13 protein-coding genes and 2 pseudogenes are annotated in these 15256 nt (G+C 60.7%); 4 read left to right on the top strand and 11 right to left on the bottom strand.

The annotated features are described in order from the left end of the window. Positions 1-876: 876 nt before the first annotated feature. From M2427_RS07515 to M2427_RS42110, 4 genes and pseudogenes are all read right to left on the bottom strand, one after another. Positions 877-2760 carry a cytochrome c/FTR1 family iron permease gene (locus tag M2427_RS07515; RefSeq protein WP_280705570.1) on the bottom strand — a complete coding sequence of 628 codons (1884 nt, stop codon included), beginning with the start codon at positions 2758-2760 and terminating at the stop codon, positions 877-879. Between the two features lie 439 nt (positions 2761-3199). Next, positions 3200-4252, bottom strand: a pseudogene (locus M2427_RS07510) (IS3 family transposase). 7 nt (positions 4253-4259) lie between these two features. Next, positions 4260-4519, bottom strand: a pseudogene (locus tag M2427_RS07505) (helix-turn-helix domain-containing protein); the annotation flags it as partial. 43 nt (positions 4520-4562) lie between these two features. Further along, a complete protein-coding gene (locus M2427_RS42110; RefSeq protein WP_348521912.1) occupies positions 4563-4805 on the bottom strand; it encodes a hypothetical protein in 243 nt (80 codons plus the stop codon). On the opposite strand from M2427_RS42110, the gene M2427_RS07495 reads away from it, so the two are divergent. Continuing rightward, a complete protein-coding gene (locus M2427_RS07495) occupies positions 4782-5240 on the top strand; it encodes a hypothetical protein (RefSeq protein ID WP_280705567.1) in 459 nt (152 codons plus the stop codon). The two genes, M2427_RS42110 and M2427_RS07495, sit on opposite strands and share 24 nt — an antisense overlap. A gap of 186 nt (positions 5241-5426) precedes the next feature. Here the strand turns inward: M2427_RS07495 and M2427_RS07490 are convergent, their stop codons facing one another. The 6 genes from M2427_RS07490 to fdxA all read right to left on the bottom strand — a co-directional run bounded on the left by M2427_RS07490 (position 5427) and on the right by fdxA (position 9288). Further along, entirely contained in the window at positions 5427-5855 is a 429-nt protein-coding gene (locus M2427_RS07490; RefSeq protein WP_280705566.1) for an Rrf2 family transcriptional regulator, read from the bottom strand. A 430-nt stretch (positions 5856-6285) separates the two neighbouring features. Further along, positions 6286-6603, bottom strand: coding sequence for a metal-sulfur cluster assembly factor (locus M2427_RS07485; protein WP_280705565.1), 318 nt, complete (start codon positions 6601-6603; stop codon positions 6286-6288). Next, complete coding sequence (locus M2427_RS07480) at positions 6600-7145, bottom strand: DUF2249 domain-containing protein (RefSeq protein WP_280705564.1); 546 nt, start codon at positions 7143-7145, stop codon at positions 6600-6602. Before M2427_RS07480 ends, M2427_RS07485 begins: the two co-directional genes overlap by 4 nt. An 11-nt stretch (positions 7146-7156) precedes the next feature. After that, on the bottom strand, positions 7157-8257 hold the full coding sequence (locus tag M2427_RS07475) for a hypothetical protein (protein ID WP_280705563.1): 1101 nt from the start codon (positions 8255-8257) through the stop codon (positions 7157-7159). A 334-nt stretch (positions 8258-8591) separates the two neighbouring features. Next, the gene (locus M2427_RS07470) at positions 8592-8846 is read right to left on the bottom strand and encodes a DUF2249 domain-containing protein (RefSeq protein ID WP_280705562.1); all 255 of its coding nucleotides are present in this window, start codon (positions 8844-8846) and stop codon (positions 8592-8594) included. A 103-nt stretch (positions 8847-8949) separates the two neighbouring features. Then, a complete protein-coding gene (gene fdxA / locus M2427_RS07465; RefSeq protein WP_280705561.1) occupies positions 8950-9288 on the bottom strand; it encodes a ferredoxin FdxA in 339 nt (112 codons plus the stop codon). Positions 9289-9479: 191 nt separating this feature from the next. Here fdxA and M2427_RS07460 point away from each other — a divergent pair, with 191 nt between their 5' ends. Beyond that, positions 9480-9866, top strand: coding sequence for a DUF2249 domain-containing protein (locus tag M2427_RS07460; protein WP_280705560.1), 387 nt, complete (start codon positions 9480-9482; stop codon positions 9864-9866). Positions 9867-9901: 35 nt separating this feature from the next. On the opposite strand, the gene M2427_RS07455 is transcribed toward M2427_RS07460, so the two are convergent. Beyond that, positions 9902-10807: a ferritin family protein gene (locus M2427_RS07455; RefSeq protein ID WP_280705559.1), complete on the bottom strand. Its 906-nt coding sequence runs from the start codon at positions 10805-10807 to the stop codon at positions 9902-9904. 174 nt (positions 10808-10981) lie between these two features. On the opposite strand from M2427_RS07455, the gene M2427_RS07450 reads away from it, so the two are divergent. Both M2427_RS07450 and nosZ read left to right on the top strand, forming a co-directional pair. Beyond that, positions 10982-13252 (top strand): NosR/NirI family protein, encoded by a 2271-nt coding sequence (locus tag M2427_RS07450; protein WP_280705558.1) that lies wholly within the window; start codon positions 10982-10984, stop codon positions 13250-13252. Positions 13253-13276: 24 nt separating this feature from the next. Then, the gene (gene nosZ / locus M2427_RS07445; protein ID WP_280705557.1) at positions 13277-15226 is read left to right on the top strand and encodes a TAT-dependent nitrous-oxide reductase; all 1950 of its coding nucleotides are present in this window, start codon (positions 13277-13279) and stop codon (positions 15224-15226) included. The last annotated feature ends 30 nt before the right edge of the window (positions 15227-15256 follow it).

Below are 15256 nucleotides of genomic sequence, written 5' to 3'. Positions count from 1 at the left end.
CCAGATCGAAGAGTGGTGTACGAAGAATTTCCGTAAAGACAGTTGAGATGAGCTGTTTGACAGCGGTCGCGCGGCGGTGCCGGGCGCCGGGGCCCTTAGCAAAATGGTGATCCAGCAATCCGTGCAGCGTGCCGACGTTCTCCCTGGCTGCCCTGCCCCGTAGGCGGACTCCGCGACGTTCTGCGGTGGGGTCGGCTTCGGTGCGGACGGCGCGTCTCAAATCCTCAGCCGTTTTCCGGGCTTCAGCCATGCCAAGGCCGCTGCCGACCTCAAATCGTCGCCGCTCACCCTTCGCATCACGTATATTAAGAGACCAAGAGCGCGTGCCGTTGGGTAAGACGCGCACGCGGAGACCGGGCATGTACCCGTCGACCAGTTCGATCGTGGTCGTGCTGGCCTTTCCAGCGGCGAGAGTTTTGGCTGATAGGGGGGACTCGTTTTTGCACGGCTGTCTTATTAGGTTCCAAGCAGGATCCAAGATCGGCGAGAAGCGCCGACGCCCCGTGACAGGTGCGGGGAACAGCTGTCCTTATTTGCAACCGAGCGCTGCAATTGATGCATTTCGTTGCCGCCGATGCGGTCAAGAAACGTCACAGCGTGGTGTCCATCAGTCGCGTTAAATGAGCGCGTCGCAACCGACAGCGGACACAGAGGCGACCAGGATGCCTCGAATGGGAGACTTCTGCCGATCTTCCTGATCGCGCTGGCAATACAACTTCTCGAGCCGTCCCACGGCGCCGCAGGATGCCGACCTTGTGGAACTAGAGTTCCTCAGACGTCGGACTGCGCCGCAATTGGCCCTCTTCAAAAGAGGGGCGCGTCCGTTGCATAACTTTTCCCGCACTCGCAGACTTCGTAACTGCCCACTATCGAGGCTCAATCCTGTGCGACCTTTCGGCGATTGAGGGCGAAGCCTATAGCCAGAGCCGCAATCATCAGTACCTGAGCTGCGACCGTTTGCGTCGTTGGGAACACACCAACCAACGAGATGCGTGGCACCAAGCGTAACGGCGCGATGCTAACGATGCCGGCCTCTTGCAGGGCCGCGATGCCCTTACCGGCCAGCACGACCGTCAGAACCGCCATGAGCCACGAACTGTAGGTGAAGAACTTGCCGATTGGTAGCCGGCGGCAGTAGCGCAGCATCGCCCACGCGATGACTGCCAGCACCGCGCATGCGCTCAGCGCCCCGGCGAGTATCGTACCGCCGTTTCCCTGCGTCCACAGCGCCGCGTAGAAAAGGATCGTCTCGAACACCTCTCGGTAGACGACGATGAAAGCGAGTCCAAACAGTAACCAGGCCGAACCGCCGGACAACGCCCTCGCCATGTTTTCGCGAATGTAGTGTTGCCATTGGTCGGCTTGTGCCTTGCCGTGCATCCAGATGCCGACCAAGAGCAGGACGACGGCGGCGAAGATCGACCCGAACCCCTCGGTCAGCTCTCGGCTCGCGCCGCTGATCCCGATCACCCAGGTCGCGACGACCCAGGTTAGGAAGCCAGCGACGAGGGCGCCCACCCAACCCGCGTGGACGTAGGGCATCACCTCCATCCGCTCGGCCTTGCGGAGGAAGGCGATCATCGCGACGACGATTAGTAGCGCTTCCAGTCCTTCGCGTAGCAGGATCGTCGCCGCCCCGAGAAAGGTTGAGAGGCCGCTTTCCGCATCGGGGGAAAGTGAAGCTTCCGCGTCGTCAAAAAGATCGGCAAGCTCCTGCACGCGATCCGCGAGTGCATCGGCATTCCCTCCGCTCTGGATGGCGGCGCGGTAGTCGCCCATGGCACCCTCGATCCGCTCCATGAGCGCACGATTGCGCGCGCCGAGCGCTGGTTCGATCGGCTCGAATCCATCAAGATAGGCAGACAAAGCCAGCTCGGCGGCACGCTGGCGGTCGCCTTCACGATAGGCGGCAAGGCTCTCGGTCAGGCGGCTACGTACCAGTGACAGGTATCCGGCCCGCTGCATGACCGCGTCGGGATGGCGACGCAAATATGCCATGAGAGCGTCCGCCTTGTCCTGTCCGATTTTGCTCGCGAGCGCTGCGGGCGTCGTGCCGATGAGGGTCTTCAGATCGGGAACGAGCCGGCGAAGTGAGGCATCCTGCTTCCACAGCCGTTCGCCTTCGGCCGCAGCGGGATCGAGGAAGGCCAAATGACCGACGTAGAGGGCCAAAGCCCAACGGTCATCGGTCGGAAGACCGTCAAAGCTTGGCATCGCCGTACCATCAACACCCTGGGTGATCACCTGGTAGAGCGCGAACACGCTTCGTTGGCGGGCACGATCGGCATCCGTGAACGCGATGGGCGACTTATCGAGCTTGTCGGCGTTCGGCCCATGGCCGTCGCCGTTGGCGCCATGACAGACGGCGCAATTCTGACCAAACAACGTCGCGCCGCGTGCGAAGTCCGGAACCTTGTTCGGCGCCAGCGACACTGGGTAGGCTAAAAGCAACGCAGCCGCCAGGCCATGCGCTATACCTGCGACTTGCTCGGCGTCGGCCTTGTCTGCGATAGCGCGCTGCAGGCGAGCGGCTTCCGTCGCGAGCGCTTGCCGTTCCGGCTTGGGCGGGAGCGCAGCGAGCTTCAAGGCGACGGTCGCCGCGAACTCGTTCTGCTCGGCATATTCGGAAGGACTCGAGACCGCGCCGTGCGACACGGCGCCGGCGTAATCCACCGCGATGTAATCCAACAGTCGCCACGTGGTTTCGACATCGCTCGTCTCGGCTCTCGCTGCGCCGAAGAATACCAGAGCGAACAGCATGGCGAGCACTGCGAGACGCGACGATAGAGATAGCAGAATCACGGGATGCCAATTCAAAGGTTAGGTCCGACCACAATCGTACCGCCGGTTACAGGTTGGTACAATTTGAAGCGTTCTAATTCGCTCGAGGTGAAGCATTCGCGGCGATGGTGACGCGAGAAAAGTTTCAGGCGGTGACGGTATAATCCGAGTAGCATCCCGGACTATTCTCTGTGGTTGAGCGATTAGCAATGCGTTGCAGGCAGTAGGATATCGGCGGATCGGACTGGATGACTATGCGCGGCCATCCGACCTAATCGTCCATGGCGAACGTGAGGGACGTCTTCGGCGCAATTTCCAGTGACCTGCTCCCCAATTTGCCCTCGTTCACAAGGAGAGTCTGTTCTGGGTTTGAAGTGCTCCCCAAAACTAAGCCAGCCGGTGCTGGAATTTTCCGGGGTTACGCTGATGCCGGCGGAGGCGCCGATGAGCCATTCAACGGCGATATCGGCGCCTTGTTGCCGATCGCGCTGTGGGGCCGGACTTCGTTGTAGTCTCTACGCCAATCCTCCATTTTCTGCCGCGCGTCGTCAAGGCACAGAAACCAGTGCTTGTTCAGGCACTCGCTTCTGAACTTACCGTTGAAGGATTCGATGAAGCTGTTGTCCGTCGGTTTGCCCGGCCGCGAGTAATCCAGCACGACACCCCCAAATATCGAGATCGCGCGAGATAAACTCCGATCCCAGATCGACGCGAATCGTCTTGGGATAGCCAACGGTGCTGCAGATGCGCTCCAAGGTCATGACGACATCCTCCCCTCGATAGTTAAGACGCGGATCGACGGCTGGCGAGAAGCGGCCGAAAGTATCCACGATCGTGAGCACGCGGATATTGCGACCGGTGGCGAGCTGGCCGTGAACGAAGTTCATCGCCCAGGTCTCGTTGATCTGTTGTGCTTCCGTCCGATCTTCGCGCAGCTTGGCCTTCACGCGACGCTTCGGCGTTTTGTTGCGTAGTTGCAGGCGTAACTCTCTATAGAGGCGATGGACACGTTTGACGTTGATCGCCCAGCCGTCACGTTGCAGCAGGACATGGACCCGGCGATATCCGTATCTCACCCGCGTTTCGCAGATGTCCTTGATCCGGACTCTTGAGAGCGGCCTGGTCACCGCGCTTCGACTTGTAGACGTAAAGTGCGCGATCGATCCGAAGGGTCGTGCAGGCCCGCCTGATCGAGACCTTCCAGTCGCTTCGCACCTTGTCGACACGCTCTCGCTTGCGGCCAGGCCTCAGAGCTTTTTTGAGAGCACATCCTGCAGCATGGCCTTTTCCAAAGACAGGTCGGCGACAATCCGCTTCAGTTGCAGTTCTCTTCCTCGAGCTGACGCAGCCGCTTCATCTCTGACGGCAACAAGCCGGCATAATTCTTCCGCCGGTTGTAAAACGTCGCCTCGCTGATCCCGGCCTTGCGGCAGAGCTCCGCCACTGCCGAGCCATCTTCAGCCTGCTTCAAAACAAATGCGCTCTGCGCCCGGACGCGCCTCCTCGCTCAAGGCCCGCTCCAAATTGCCTTCCACGAAGCGGCGCTTGGTCCGGCCGACGGTGGAGAGGCTGACACTCATGGTCCGGGCAATCTCCTCGTCGCGGCCGCCCCTATCTCGGCCGCCAACAAAATCTGCGCCCGCTTGAGCTTGCGGGCGACCTGCTTGCCGCCGCCGAGCATCGCCGTCAGTTCGTCCCGCCCGGCTTGGCTCAATCCGACCCGACAACGTACATTCATGCTTTGCCCCCTTGTCGGAGGCAGGGACGAATCCAGCGATGAGTCAAAATCCGGCGCGCGCTTCACCGAGAAGCAGGGGCATTACCTGGCCTTCATCCTTACCTACGCCTACATGTTCGGACAGCCGCCCGCCGAAGCCGACATCCAACGCCAACTCCGTGTCAGCCCGCCTTCGGTCCACCAGATGATCGTCACCCTCGAACGAAACGGCTTCATCCGACGAGGTGGTCAGATCACGCTTTCTCGATTGTTTACCATCTGATTGACATCGATCAAGGCTGCGCATGACATCTTGGCCGATGTTTTAATGATGCGAGCGGTCTGCCTGGGTACAGTGACTGCGGTTCTAGTGTCGGCATCCTCGGCACTGGCCGAGAGCGGATGGTTGGAAAGCAAACGTCTTGAAGCAAGCGAGATCAAGGCCCTCTGTGAGCGAGTCAGCGACATTCGGTTGTTGGCGCGTATGCAAATGATCTCATCGGGCAACGCTCGTTGGAGACGGCTGTCGCGACAAGAATTGGCTATCGAGGCCACCATCATGGGCGTGCCTCCGCTCAATCCCAGCCGCTGTTACGCAATTGCGCGCGCCGGAGCTGCCGACGAACAGGAGCGCCGCGCCTTCGAGGTCCGTGACTTCATTGTTAGCACCAACCTGACGTCGGTTCTCCTCGTTGGCCGCGCCTACGACCCGCCACCCAGTTGGGTAGATCCGAGCCCATGATCGCCTAGCTCAATGTGGAGGTGGCAGTCCCGCGGGAGGTCCTGAAGGATATCCAGCGCCGCGCGTCATTCACGAAAGAGGATGGGAACTCTTTCACAACCGAGCGACCATCGCCCCCGATTCGACTCGAAGCCGATCGGATAGCCCTCGAATACCCATCGGATCAGTCACTATCGCGCACGCGTGTCACGCTGCCGGTCGCACGCCGAAATCCTTTGGCCGGAGCATCAAGTCCGCGAGCGTATACTTGTCGAGGACGGCGTTGAACGCTTCAAGCCCCTCATGCAGGATCCCGCGCAGTCGGCAGCAGCGGGAGATGATGCATTCGTTGTCGGTGCCGAAGCATTCGACCAGCGTGAAATCGGGCTCCGTCGCGCGGATGACGTCCCCGAGCTTGATCTTGTGCGGCGGCTTCGCCAGCGCGAGGCCGCCCGAACGACCGCGCACAGCTTTCAAATAGCCGGCCCTGGTAAGCGTATTGGCGATCTTCATGAGATGCGCACGCGAGAGATTATAGACCTCGGACGCTTCCTCGATCGTGATCAGTCGATCTTCCTGCGCTGCCGCGTACATCAGGAGCCGAAGGGAATAGTCGGAGAAGTTCGTCAATCGCATCGTTTGTCCAGGAGTTGGCAACAATCCTGCGCGCAGGGCAGAAGCGCATGACGCTGAAAGATACAGGTGAGATATATGTTTCGCAAGTCTGGATGATCTCTGGCCTCGGCCGCGCCGCCGGCCTCAGAAAGACGAGAGCCCGACGGGACTACGCACGCTCTGAGAAATCACATATCGCCCTCTCTCTGTTCACGCGGAGCTAGCCTGGGCGTCAGCCGATGCAGCAACGCGTTGAAACGCCGTTCGTCCCTTGGCGCAGCGCCGCGGAGGATGACACAGGCCCTCCCCGCAATGCGGCAGGAGGCATCCACCTCGCCGGCATCGGCAAGCTTCTGCAGTGCATTGAGGAGCAACAGGACGACCTGGCCCTGCGGCGAGACGGCTGGCGGCTGTGCGGCGGAGTCAAATCTGAGGTCGTCGAGCTCTCGCGTCATCCTCCAAACCCAAGATATTCCCTCGCCACGGTGCTCATCATATTCGGCGTCCAGGGAGGATCGTAGGTAAGCGTGACGTCGGCCCGATGGACGCCGACGACGGATTGCGCCGCCGCTCCGGCGCCATCCCGAAGATAATCCGTCGCCGGGCAACCCCTTGTTGTCGTGGTCATCGCGACCCTGGCGATGGCATCATCCTCGATTGCGATGTCGTAGACCAGGCCGAGATCCACGATGTTGAATCCGATCTCGGGATCGATCACCGTGCGAAGCGCTTCGCGCACGCGCCCGGTGAGTTTGTTCGTGTCGCTCATGCGGCGGCCTCCTTCCCGACTTCCTTGCGCACCAACAGCCGGTAGGTCTTGCCGTCCGCTTCGAACTCTCCCAGCCACTCATGTCCGCGCTTGCCGAGCTCAGAAAAGAGGAAGACTGGCTCGCGACGAAGAAGGACGCTCAGGACATCGCCTGGCTGGAGCTCTTCGAGGGCCGCAAGTGCGCGCACCATCGGCTCCGGCGGGTCGAGATCGCGATTGTCGAGATGACGAGACGGCTCCGGCCATTGGCGGGCCGAAGCATGGTCTGGAACTGGATGAACCGGCCGGTTTTGCCGGGCGTCGTCGGCTGCAACGGCGGGCGTGAACGTCACCTCCCAATCCCCGCCGCCGATCTCGCGCGCCGCGTGGTCGAAGCCCTTCTTGGCGAGCAACCCGTAGAGCGGCACGGGCTCAAATGTTGCGAGTAGCCGAAGAGCCTGTCCGGAGCCGAGGTCATTGATAGCTTGCATAATGGCGGAGAAGGGCTCGCCTCCGGCAAGCAGGGTCGGACGTAGGTCGAGTTCACGCGGGGTTTGTGTCATTTCATCGCTCCTCATCTTTGTGATTGTTGCAGCTTGGGCAGAAGCAATCGGGGGCGCGCGCCGGCGCCGTCGGGCAACATCAAGGCCGGCACCGATCGCAGCGTGCGGATAGAGATGAGTTGCCTGCATATCGAAGCGGTGGCGACGAGTATTCCGAGCGCCGCGATCCGGAAGGCAAGCGATCCGTCCAGGAAGGCCGCGAGCGAAGCGGCGCCGACACATGCGAAATAGAGCCAGAACCAGGGCAACGCGCGCGGCTCGTCGACAAGATCCTGCACGCGTGGGGTCGGGCGCCTGCCAAGCAGCGCACCATAGCATTCGAGCCAGGTAAGGAAGGCGACGATCTTGTAGAGCTTCGCGAGGCCGAGCCCGGTGAGCCAGCCGAAAGCAAAGAGAAACACAACCGCGCCGATCCGTCGGTCGATTTCGCCTGATATCGTCACCAACAGCAGCAGGATGGTTGCCAGCCCGAGACCGCCAAGTGCCCAGGCCGCCATGCGCGCATTGAGCTCGATCCTTTGCCGATTGCGGGTGCGATAGAGCCGGATGATGTCGTAGCCATAGAAGGCGAGGCTGACGGTGGCCAGCGCGAGCGAGATGACGAGCGGATGCGTCACGCCCTGTCCGAAAAGCAGCAGACACAAGGGGCCGCCAACCAGGAGAGCCAAGATCGATGCGCCTCCGGCCAGAAGCGCAATGCGGCTGGTGCGATCTTCAGTTTCTGGAGCCAACATGAACATCGCGAGCAAGCGATAGCTCACGCCCATCGCGGTGAAGGTCAGCCAGCCGCCGAGGCCCAACGCGGCGTGAAGCGGGATGCCTTCCGATGTCAGACGCAGGAGGGTGGGATTGGTTGTCCACCCGCCGAGCGCAAGGGAGAAGATCGTCCCGAGTGAGACGACGCCTGCCAGACTCATAAGGCCGGCGACGACAAACCGTGCGGGCAGACCGATCGGGCGCGCCGTCCACAGGGTCCTGCCGAGATTCCAGAGGTTGAGCACAAAGCCTGCCGTGAGGCAGATGGCGCCGAGGGGAAGCCACGGCTGCGACCCCACGGGGAGGCCGGCCATCCGGAGAAACCCGGCAAGGAGGCTGGCCAAACCGGCGATCAAGAGCGCAAGTGCGACGGCTGGTAATTCGGGATGGACAAGCGGCTTCGCAACCAGCACCGGAACGAATTGAATGAGCGCCCCGCACATCAGCAGACTGAGCCAGCCGACCGCGACGAGGTGTACGAGAACGAGCGTCTCGGGCGCTGCGATGCCGTGACTGGGAAAACCGAAGCCGGTGACCATGAGCACCTCGGCGCCCAGAAGAGCGAGCAGCGCAGCGGCGAAATAGCTCATCGTCCACTTGGAAAGGGACACCCCTACCATGGCTCCTCCCGCCTCAGGGCTCGGAGGGAACGGAGCGCGCGATATTGCCCCACTCCCATCCGAAGAATATTCACGCAGCCTTGGCGAGCTTGCCGATTTCGACCCGCCACACGGTCGGACCGCTCTCGACATAGCTCCAGGAGAACTGCCTCGGATACTCGGCTTCGAGCTGGTAGTAGAGCGGCTTGGGATCGTGGTCGTTCACAAGGATGAACGAGTGGCCAGCGGCCAGTTCATTGACCAACTGAAAGATCTTCTGGTGGCGCTGCGCTGGCGGCAGACTGCGTACATCGATGATGGATGCGTTTCCGTTCGTGCTGGACATTCCGATGCTTCTCCTCTAGTCGCTTTCGGCTCTGACCCGATCCACCGCCGGCGACCTCGGCGGCGGATCGAATAGGGGTGGCTCGAACGGAACCCAACGCGTGTCAGCCTTCACCTGGTTCCGGATTGAAATGCTCGGCAAACTTGTTGGGCATGCCGTTCCAAGCGTCGGCGTCCGAGGGCGGTTCGCCCTTCGCGACGGTGTTCGGCCAAAGTCCGGCGAACTTGCGGTTGAGTTCGAGCCAGTGCGAATCGAGCGCGGTGTCAGTGTCGGGGAAGATCGCCTCCGCCGGGCACTCCGGCACGCAAACGCCGCAATCGATACACTCGTCCGGGTGAATGACGAGCATGTTCTCGCCGACATAGAAGCAGTCGACGGGGCAAACCTCGACGCAATCCATATATTTGCATTTGATGCAGTTCTCGGTGACGACGTGAGTCATCCTGCTTTCCCAATCGGGTGTAACCCTCGCGAATACAAAAAAGATCGATTTCATGTGTATGTTAATCGCAGGCGTTGATAAAAGCAATATTTAAAATATATCTTTTTGCGGCCAACTTTGACCCAAGACAAAGAGGCTCGAGAGAAAGCTGATACCGGGCGTACTCAGATTGTCTTTTTGAAGGATTGATCATGTTGCCGGATCAAGGTCTCGCAGAACAGGTGATCGACGTGAGGGGTATTCCGCCGAGCCACCGTCATCCGGTTATCTTCCAGCTATTCAACCGTCTCGAAGTTGGGGAAGGCTTTCAACTTGTTGCTGACCACGATCCAAGGCCCTTGCGCTATCAGTTCGATGTCAGATACGGCAGCCGGTGCAAGTGGACCTATCTGGAACGGGGGCCGCACATGTGGCGCGTGCGCATCGTGCGGACAGCGGAGCAGGTCGAACCGGCTTACTCATCGATCGATTTCTCGTTCGGCGATGGATTGGGGCACCACAGCGGAAGTGTGTGGGATCTAGCAGAGCAAGAAACTTGGATGTCGCGCAGCGCAGCGATTGAAGACAGCAAGCAATGACCGCGCTGACTACAAGTCTGAGTAATCGAACGAAACTATGCGGAACGGCGGTGGGCGGAATCCATATTGCGCAGGCCGGCGAGACGCATGATCGAGTGTGCCGCAAGCGTTTGGGCAAGTTCCATGCTGGCCTGATCGGCGGCATTGTCCGCGTCATGAAGATACAGGTTCGAGAGCTGCTCGGCGCGCTGCAGCGCCCGGCGCCTGATCGGGCCGATCTCGGTGGTTTCGTAAGGCGTGGCTCCGGCCCCTCGGATTTCGGCAAGTGCTGCCTCTGGGGGATGGAAGGGATCCAACGCCAGAAGCTGCGCACGCTGGTCGGGCGGCAAATTCTGCGACCAGGCGACGATATCCTTGAAAAGCAGGCTTTCGAGCAGCGCCGCAGACATCGGTTCTTCCGTCTCAGACCTACTTGCCATTTCGGCGGCGGTCTCGCGTTCCTGCCTCCAAGCCAGTCGACGTTCACGCCGCAACAGATTGCCGTCCCTGAGCGCCTCCTTCGCAAGGTCCTCGGCCGTGGCGCGTACGCTAGGATCTTCGGCGACAGCAATCACATACGTCCAGAACACGAAGGTCCGCTGTCGGTGCCTAACCGCAAGCGCCCACGCCGTGTACGGCGTCGACAAGCCCGAATCTCCAACATCGGCCATTTCATCCGGGGGAACCAGATCGATTGGAATCCACCGCAGATCCCCAGCGATTGGTGGCCTGCCGCAGACCTTCGCACATGCAGCAACCAGGCTCTCCATTCGGTCACGTTCCCGGGTAGTCAATACCTCGAAGACGCAACGCACCGGCCAGAAGTTCTCGTCGGTTCTTGCGGCCAGGGTGCCATAGCGCTGCGCGGCGCGCTCAGCCAAATTGACGGCGATTGCATACAGCTCCGGAAGACTTCGAACCGGAACCGGGGGCACAGCGGTGAGAAGCTGTTCTTTGTGCATGTCAGGCCTCCCGAGCAGGTTGACCCACTTTCTCCGAAATCACAATATCCACATCATATCGCGACAAGGATGTCCGCAGCCCCGCTGAGGGCGTCCTCGTTTGGGAGTGCACCCTTGAGACATAATGTAGTCGGACCACGAATTCCGGCAATAAGGGGTGCGCTCGCGATAGCTTTGATCGTGTTCGCCACGGTATTCTGGGGTGCGGATGTGCGCGCCGCAGGCCGTCTCAATGATTTTCTTTCCAAAGCCCAGCCGGCCGACCTGGTGCCAAACGCCAACAGGTTCGGACCGTTGCAAGGCGAACCTGCAATCGCGCCTGCATACAAGAACGACCAACTCCTTGGATTCGTCTATCTGACCTCGGATTTTGCAAATTCGATCGGTTACTCGGGGAAGCCAATCCAAGTGTTGGTTGGAATTGACCCGAAGGGAGTCCTGACGGGTCTTAAGCTCGTCGAGCACAAGGAACCCATCGTGTTGGTGGGCATTCCCGAGAAGCGCATCCTGGAGGCCGTCAACAAGTTGATTGGCGCCGACTTAGGAAGCGTGGCGCGCGGAGCCACGCCAGCGCCGCAGGTGGATATCGTGAGCGGCGCTACGGTGACGGTGTTGGTGATCGGTGACAGCATCGTTCGATCCGCCACAAAGCTGATCAGGAGCGGTCGCCTTGGTGGGCAGGGGAGCCAGGTGGCAGCCGCTGCGCCGCAGGTTGCTAAGACCATTGACGCTACAAGGAGCGAAGTTCGCGATTGGCAGACCCTCGTTGGAGATGGCTCGGTCCGGCGGTTGACCCTATCCGTCGCCGACATCAACCAGGCGTTCGAGAAGGCGGGCAATGCCACCGCCGCGGCGCGTCCGGAAGAAGGTCCGCCGGACGATGCCTTCATCGACCTCTATGTCGCGGATGTCGCGGTGCCGACCATCGGCCGCAGTCTCCTCGGCGACGATGGCTACGAACGGCTGGCCGGCAGACTGAAGCCGGGTCAGCAGGCGCTCGTCATCGCCGGGTCCGGTCGCTATTCCTTCAAAGGGGCCGCCTACGTCCGGGGAGGAATCTTCGACCGAATCGAACTGATTCAGGAAACCAACAGCATGCGTTTCCGCGATCGGGATCACACCCGGCTGGGCAGCCTTGCGGCCGAAGGCGCGCCGGACCTTTCCGAGATCGCGCTGTTCGTGGTGCCGGCGGACTTCGCGTTCGATCCCACTGAGCCCTGGGTGCTGCAACTCCTCGTGCAGCGCGTGATCGGCACTCGGGAGAAGGCATGGGTTACCTTCGATCTCGCCTACACGCTGCCAGAATCCTACCTAAAGCGGGAGCCGGTGCCGCAAGCGCCGCAGGCGGCAACTGTGCCGTCAGCTCAAACTTCGGCAGCTCAGAGTACGGCGGCTCCGACGGCCCGAGCGCGCGATGCCGTCGCAACTTCCGCCGAAGAAGAGCCGCTGTGGATGAAAATCTGGCGCGGGAACGTGGTCAAGATCGGTGTAACGGTTGCCGCGTTGGGCGCGCTCACACTGATCTTCTTTTTCCAGAATTTGCTGGTCCGTCGTCCGACGGTGTACACGTGGGTCCGCCGGGGTTACCTGCTGTTCATCCTGGTCTGGATGGGATGGTACGCAAACGCGCAGCTTTCCGTTGTCAACGTCCTGACCTTCGCTAACTCGCTGCTGACCGGCTTCAGTTGGGAATATTTCCTCTCGGCGCCGCTGATCTTCATTCTCTGGGCGTCGATTGCGGCGGGACTCCTTTTCTGGGGGCGTGGACCGTTCTGCGGCTGGCTCTGCCCTTTCGGCGCCCTGCAGGAATTGCTCAACAGCATCGCGCAAGCGCTCAAGGTTCCGCAATACCGCGTTCCCTGGGGCCTTCACGAACGGCTTTGGCCGATCAAGTACATCATCTTCCTCGGTCTGTTCGGCATGTCGCTCTACTCGACGGCATTTGCCGAGCAACTCGCCGAAGTCGAGCCGTTTAAGACTGCGATCATCCTCAAATTCGCGCGCGAGTGGCCGTTCGTCGTCTACGCCCTGACCCTGCTGGCCGCAGGGCTAGTCGTCGAGCGCTTCTTCTGCCGCTATCTGTGCCCGCTCGGCGCGGCACTCGCGATTCCGGGGCGGGTACGAATGTTCGAGTGGCTGAGGCGCTGGCCGGAATGCGGGTCGCCCTGCCAGCGCTGCGCCAACGAGTGTCCGGTCCAGTCAATCCATCCGGAAGGTCACATCAACGTGAACGAGTGCATCTACTGCATGCACTGCCAGGAACTGTATTTCGACGACCAACGCTGCCCGCATATGATTCAGGTGCGGCTGAAGCGAGAGAAACGTCAGGCGTTGTCGTCGCCTTCGATGCGCCCAGGCGGCAAAGGTCCGGCCACCGTCATCACCGCCGGGGGAAAACCTATCGGCGCGTCATCAGCCGAGGCCATCACGCCACCTGCAACCTGAAGACCGAAAGCCGAGGAGGCAATCATGAGCGACAGCGAGAATATCAAGGGTGTCAGCCGTCGAACCTTGCTGGGGACGACCGCCGCGGCTGCAGGCGTCGGCCTTGCCGGCGGAGCCGTGGTGATGAAGGATGGCCGCGGCTTCATCTCCAGCGCCGATGCACAGACCAAGGCTGCACCAAAAGCACCGCCGGCGCGTCCGGCAGTGCAGAAAACCGAAGTCGCCCCGGGCGAGCTCGACGAATACTACGTCTTCTTCTCGAGCGGCCAGTCCGGCGAAATGCGGATTATCGGACTTCCGTCGATGCGCGAACTGATGCGCGTTCCCGTCTTTAACCGCTGTAGCGCGACCGGATGGGGCCAGACCAACGAAAGCCTCAAGGTTCTCACCGAAGGATTACAGCCTGCGACCCGCGAATTTCTCAAGAACCGCGGCGGCACGTTCATGAACGGAGACCTGCACCATCCGCACATCTCGTTCACGGACGGCACCTATGACGGCCGCTACGCCTTCATGAACGACAAGGCCAACAGCCGCGTGGCGCGAGTGCGGCTCGACGTCATGAAATGCGACAAGATCATCGAACTCCCGAACCAACACACCGTTCATGGCCTGCGGCTGCAGAAATATCCGCGCACGGGATACGTATTCTGCAACGGGGAAGATGGCGTTCCATTGCCGAACGACGGCAAGATTCTCGACAATCCGAAGGAGTACCATTCCATCTTCACGGCGCTCGACGGCGACACCATGAAGGTGGCGTGGCAAGTGATGGTCAGCGGCAATCTCGACAACGTCGACGCCGACTATCAGGGCAAGTACGCCTTCTCGACCTGCTACAACGCCGAAGAAGGAGTGACCTTGGCGGAGATGACTGCCAATGAGCAGGATTGGGTCGTCATCTTCAACCTCAAGCGCATCGAAGAGGCGGTCAAGAAGGGTGACTTCAAGGAAATGAACGGCGTGCCTGTGATCGACGGCCGCAAGGGATCGCCCTACACGCGCTACGTTCCGGTCTCGAATAATCCGCACGGCATGAACACGGCACCCGACGGCATTCATATCGTCGCGGCCGGTAAGCTGTCTCCCACGGTGACCGTCATGGACGTTCGCCTGTTCGACCAGCTGTTCGACGACAAGATCAAGCCGCGCGACATCGTGGTTGCGGAGCCCGAACTCGGCCTTGGACCTCTGCATACAGCCTATGACGGCAAGGGCAACGCCTACACTACGTTGTTCCTGGACAGCCAGGTCTGTAAGTGGAACATCGATCTCGCCAAGCGGGCGTTTAAGGGCGAGAAAGTCGATCCCATCATCCAGAAGCTCGACGTCCACTATCAGCCGGGCCACAACCATTCGTCGATGGGTCAGACCAAGGAGGCGGACGGGAAATGGCTGATCTCACTGAACAAGTTCTCCAAGGATCGCTTTCTCAATGTCGGTCCGCTTAAGCCGGAGAACGATCAGCTCATTGACATCTCCGGCGACAAGATGGTGCTGGTCCACGACGGCCCGAGCTTCGCCGAGCCGCATGACGCCACCATCGTGCACCGTTCCAAAATCAATCCAATCTCGATCTGGGACCGCGCCGATCCGATGTTTGCGGATGCGGTCAAGCAGGCCAAGGCGGACGGGATAAATCTCGAGGCGGACTCCAAGCTTATCCGCGACGGAAATAAGGTGCGCGTCTACATGACCTCCACAGCACCCGCGTTCGGCCTCGAGCAGTTCCAGGTCAAGCAGGGTGACGAGGTCACCGTCTACATCACCAATATCGACGCGGTGGAGGACCTGACGCACGGCTTCTGCATCGTCAACTACGGCATCGCCATGGAGGTCGCGCCGATGGCGACAGCATCGGTCTCGTTCACGGCCGACAAGGCGGGAGTTTACTGGTATTACTGCTCCTGGTTCTGTCACGCCATGCACATGGAGATGAAGGGCCGCATGTTCGTTGAGCCAAAATCGGTCTGACCGGGAGCGATACTTTGCGTCTCTCGTCAC

It is taken from the genome of Bradyrhizobium sp. BR13661 (genome assembly GCF_029892425.1).
Taxonomy (GTDB): domain Bacteria; phylum Pseudomonadota; class Alphaproteobacteria; order Rhizobiales; family Xanthobacteraceae; genus Bradyrhizobium.
Note: the sequence above shows the minus strand (reverse complement) of the source record. Positions and strands in the feature narration are given on the sequence as shown.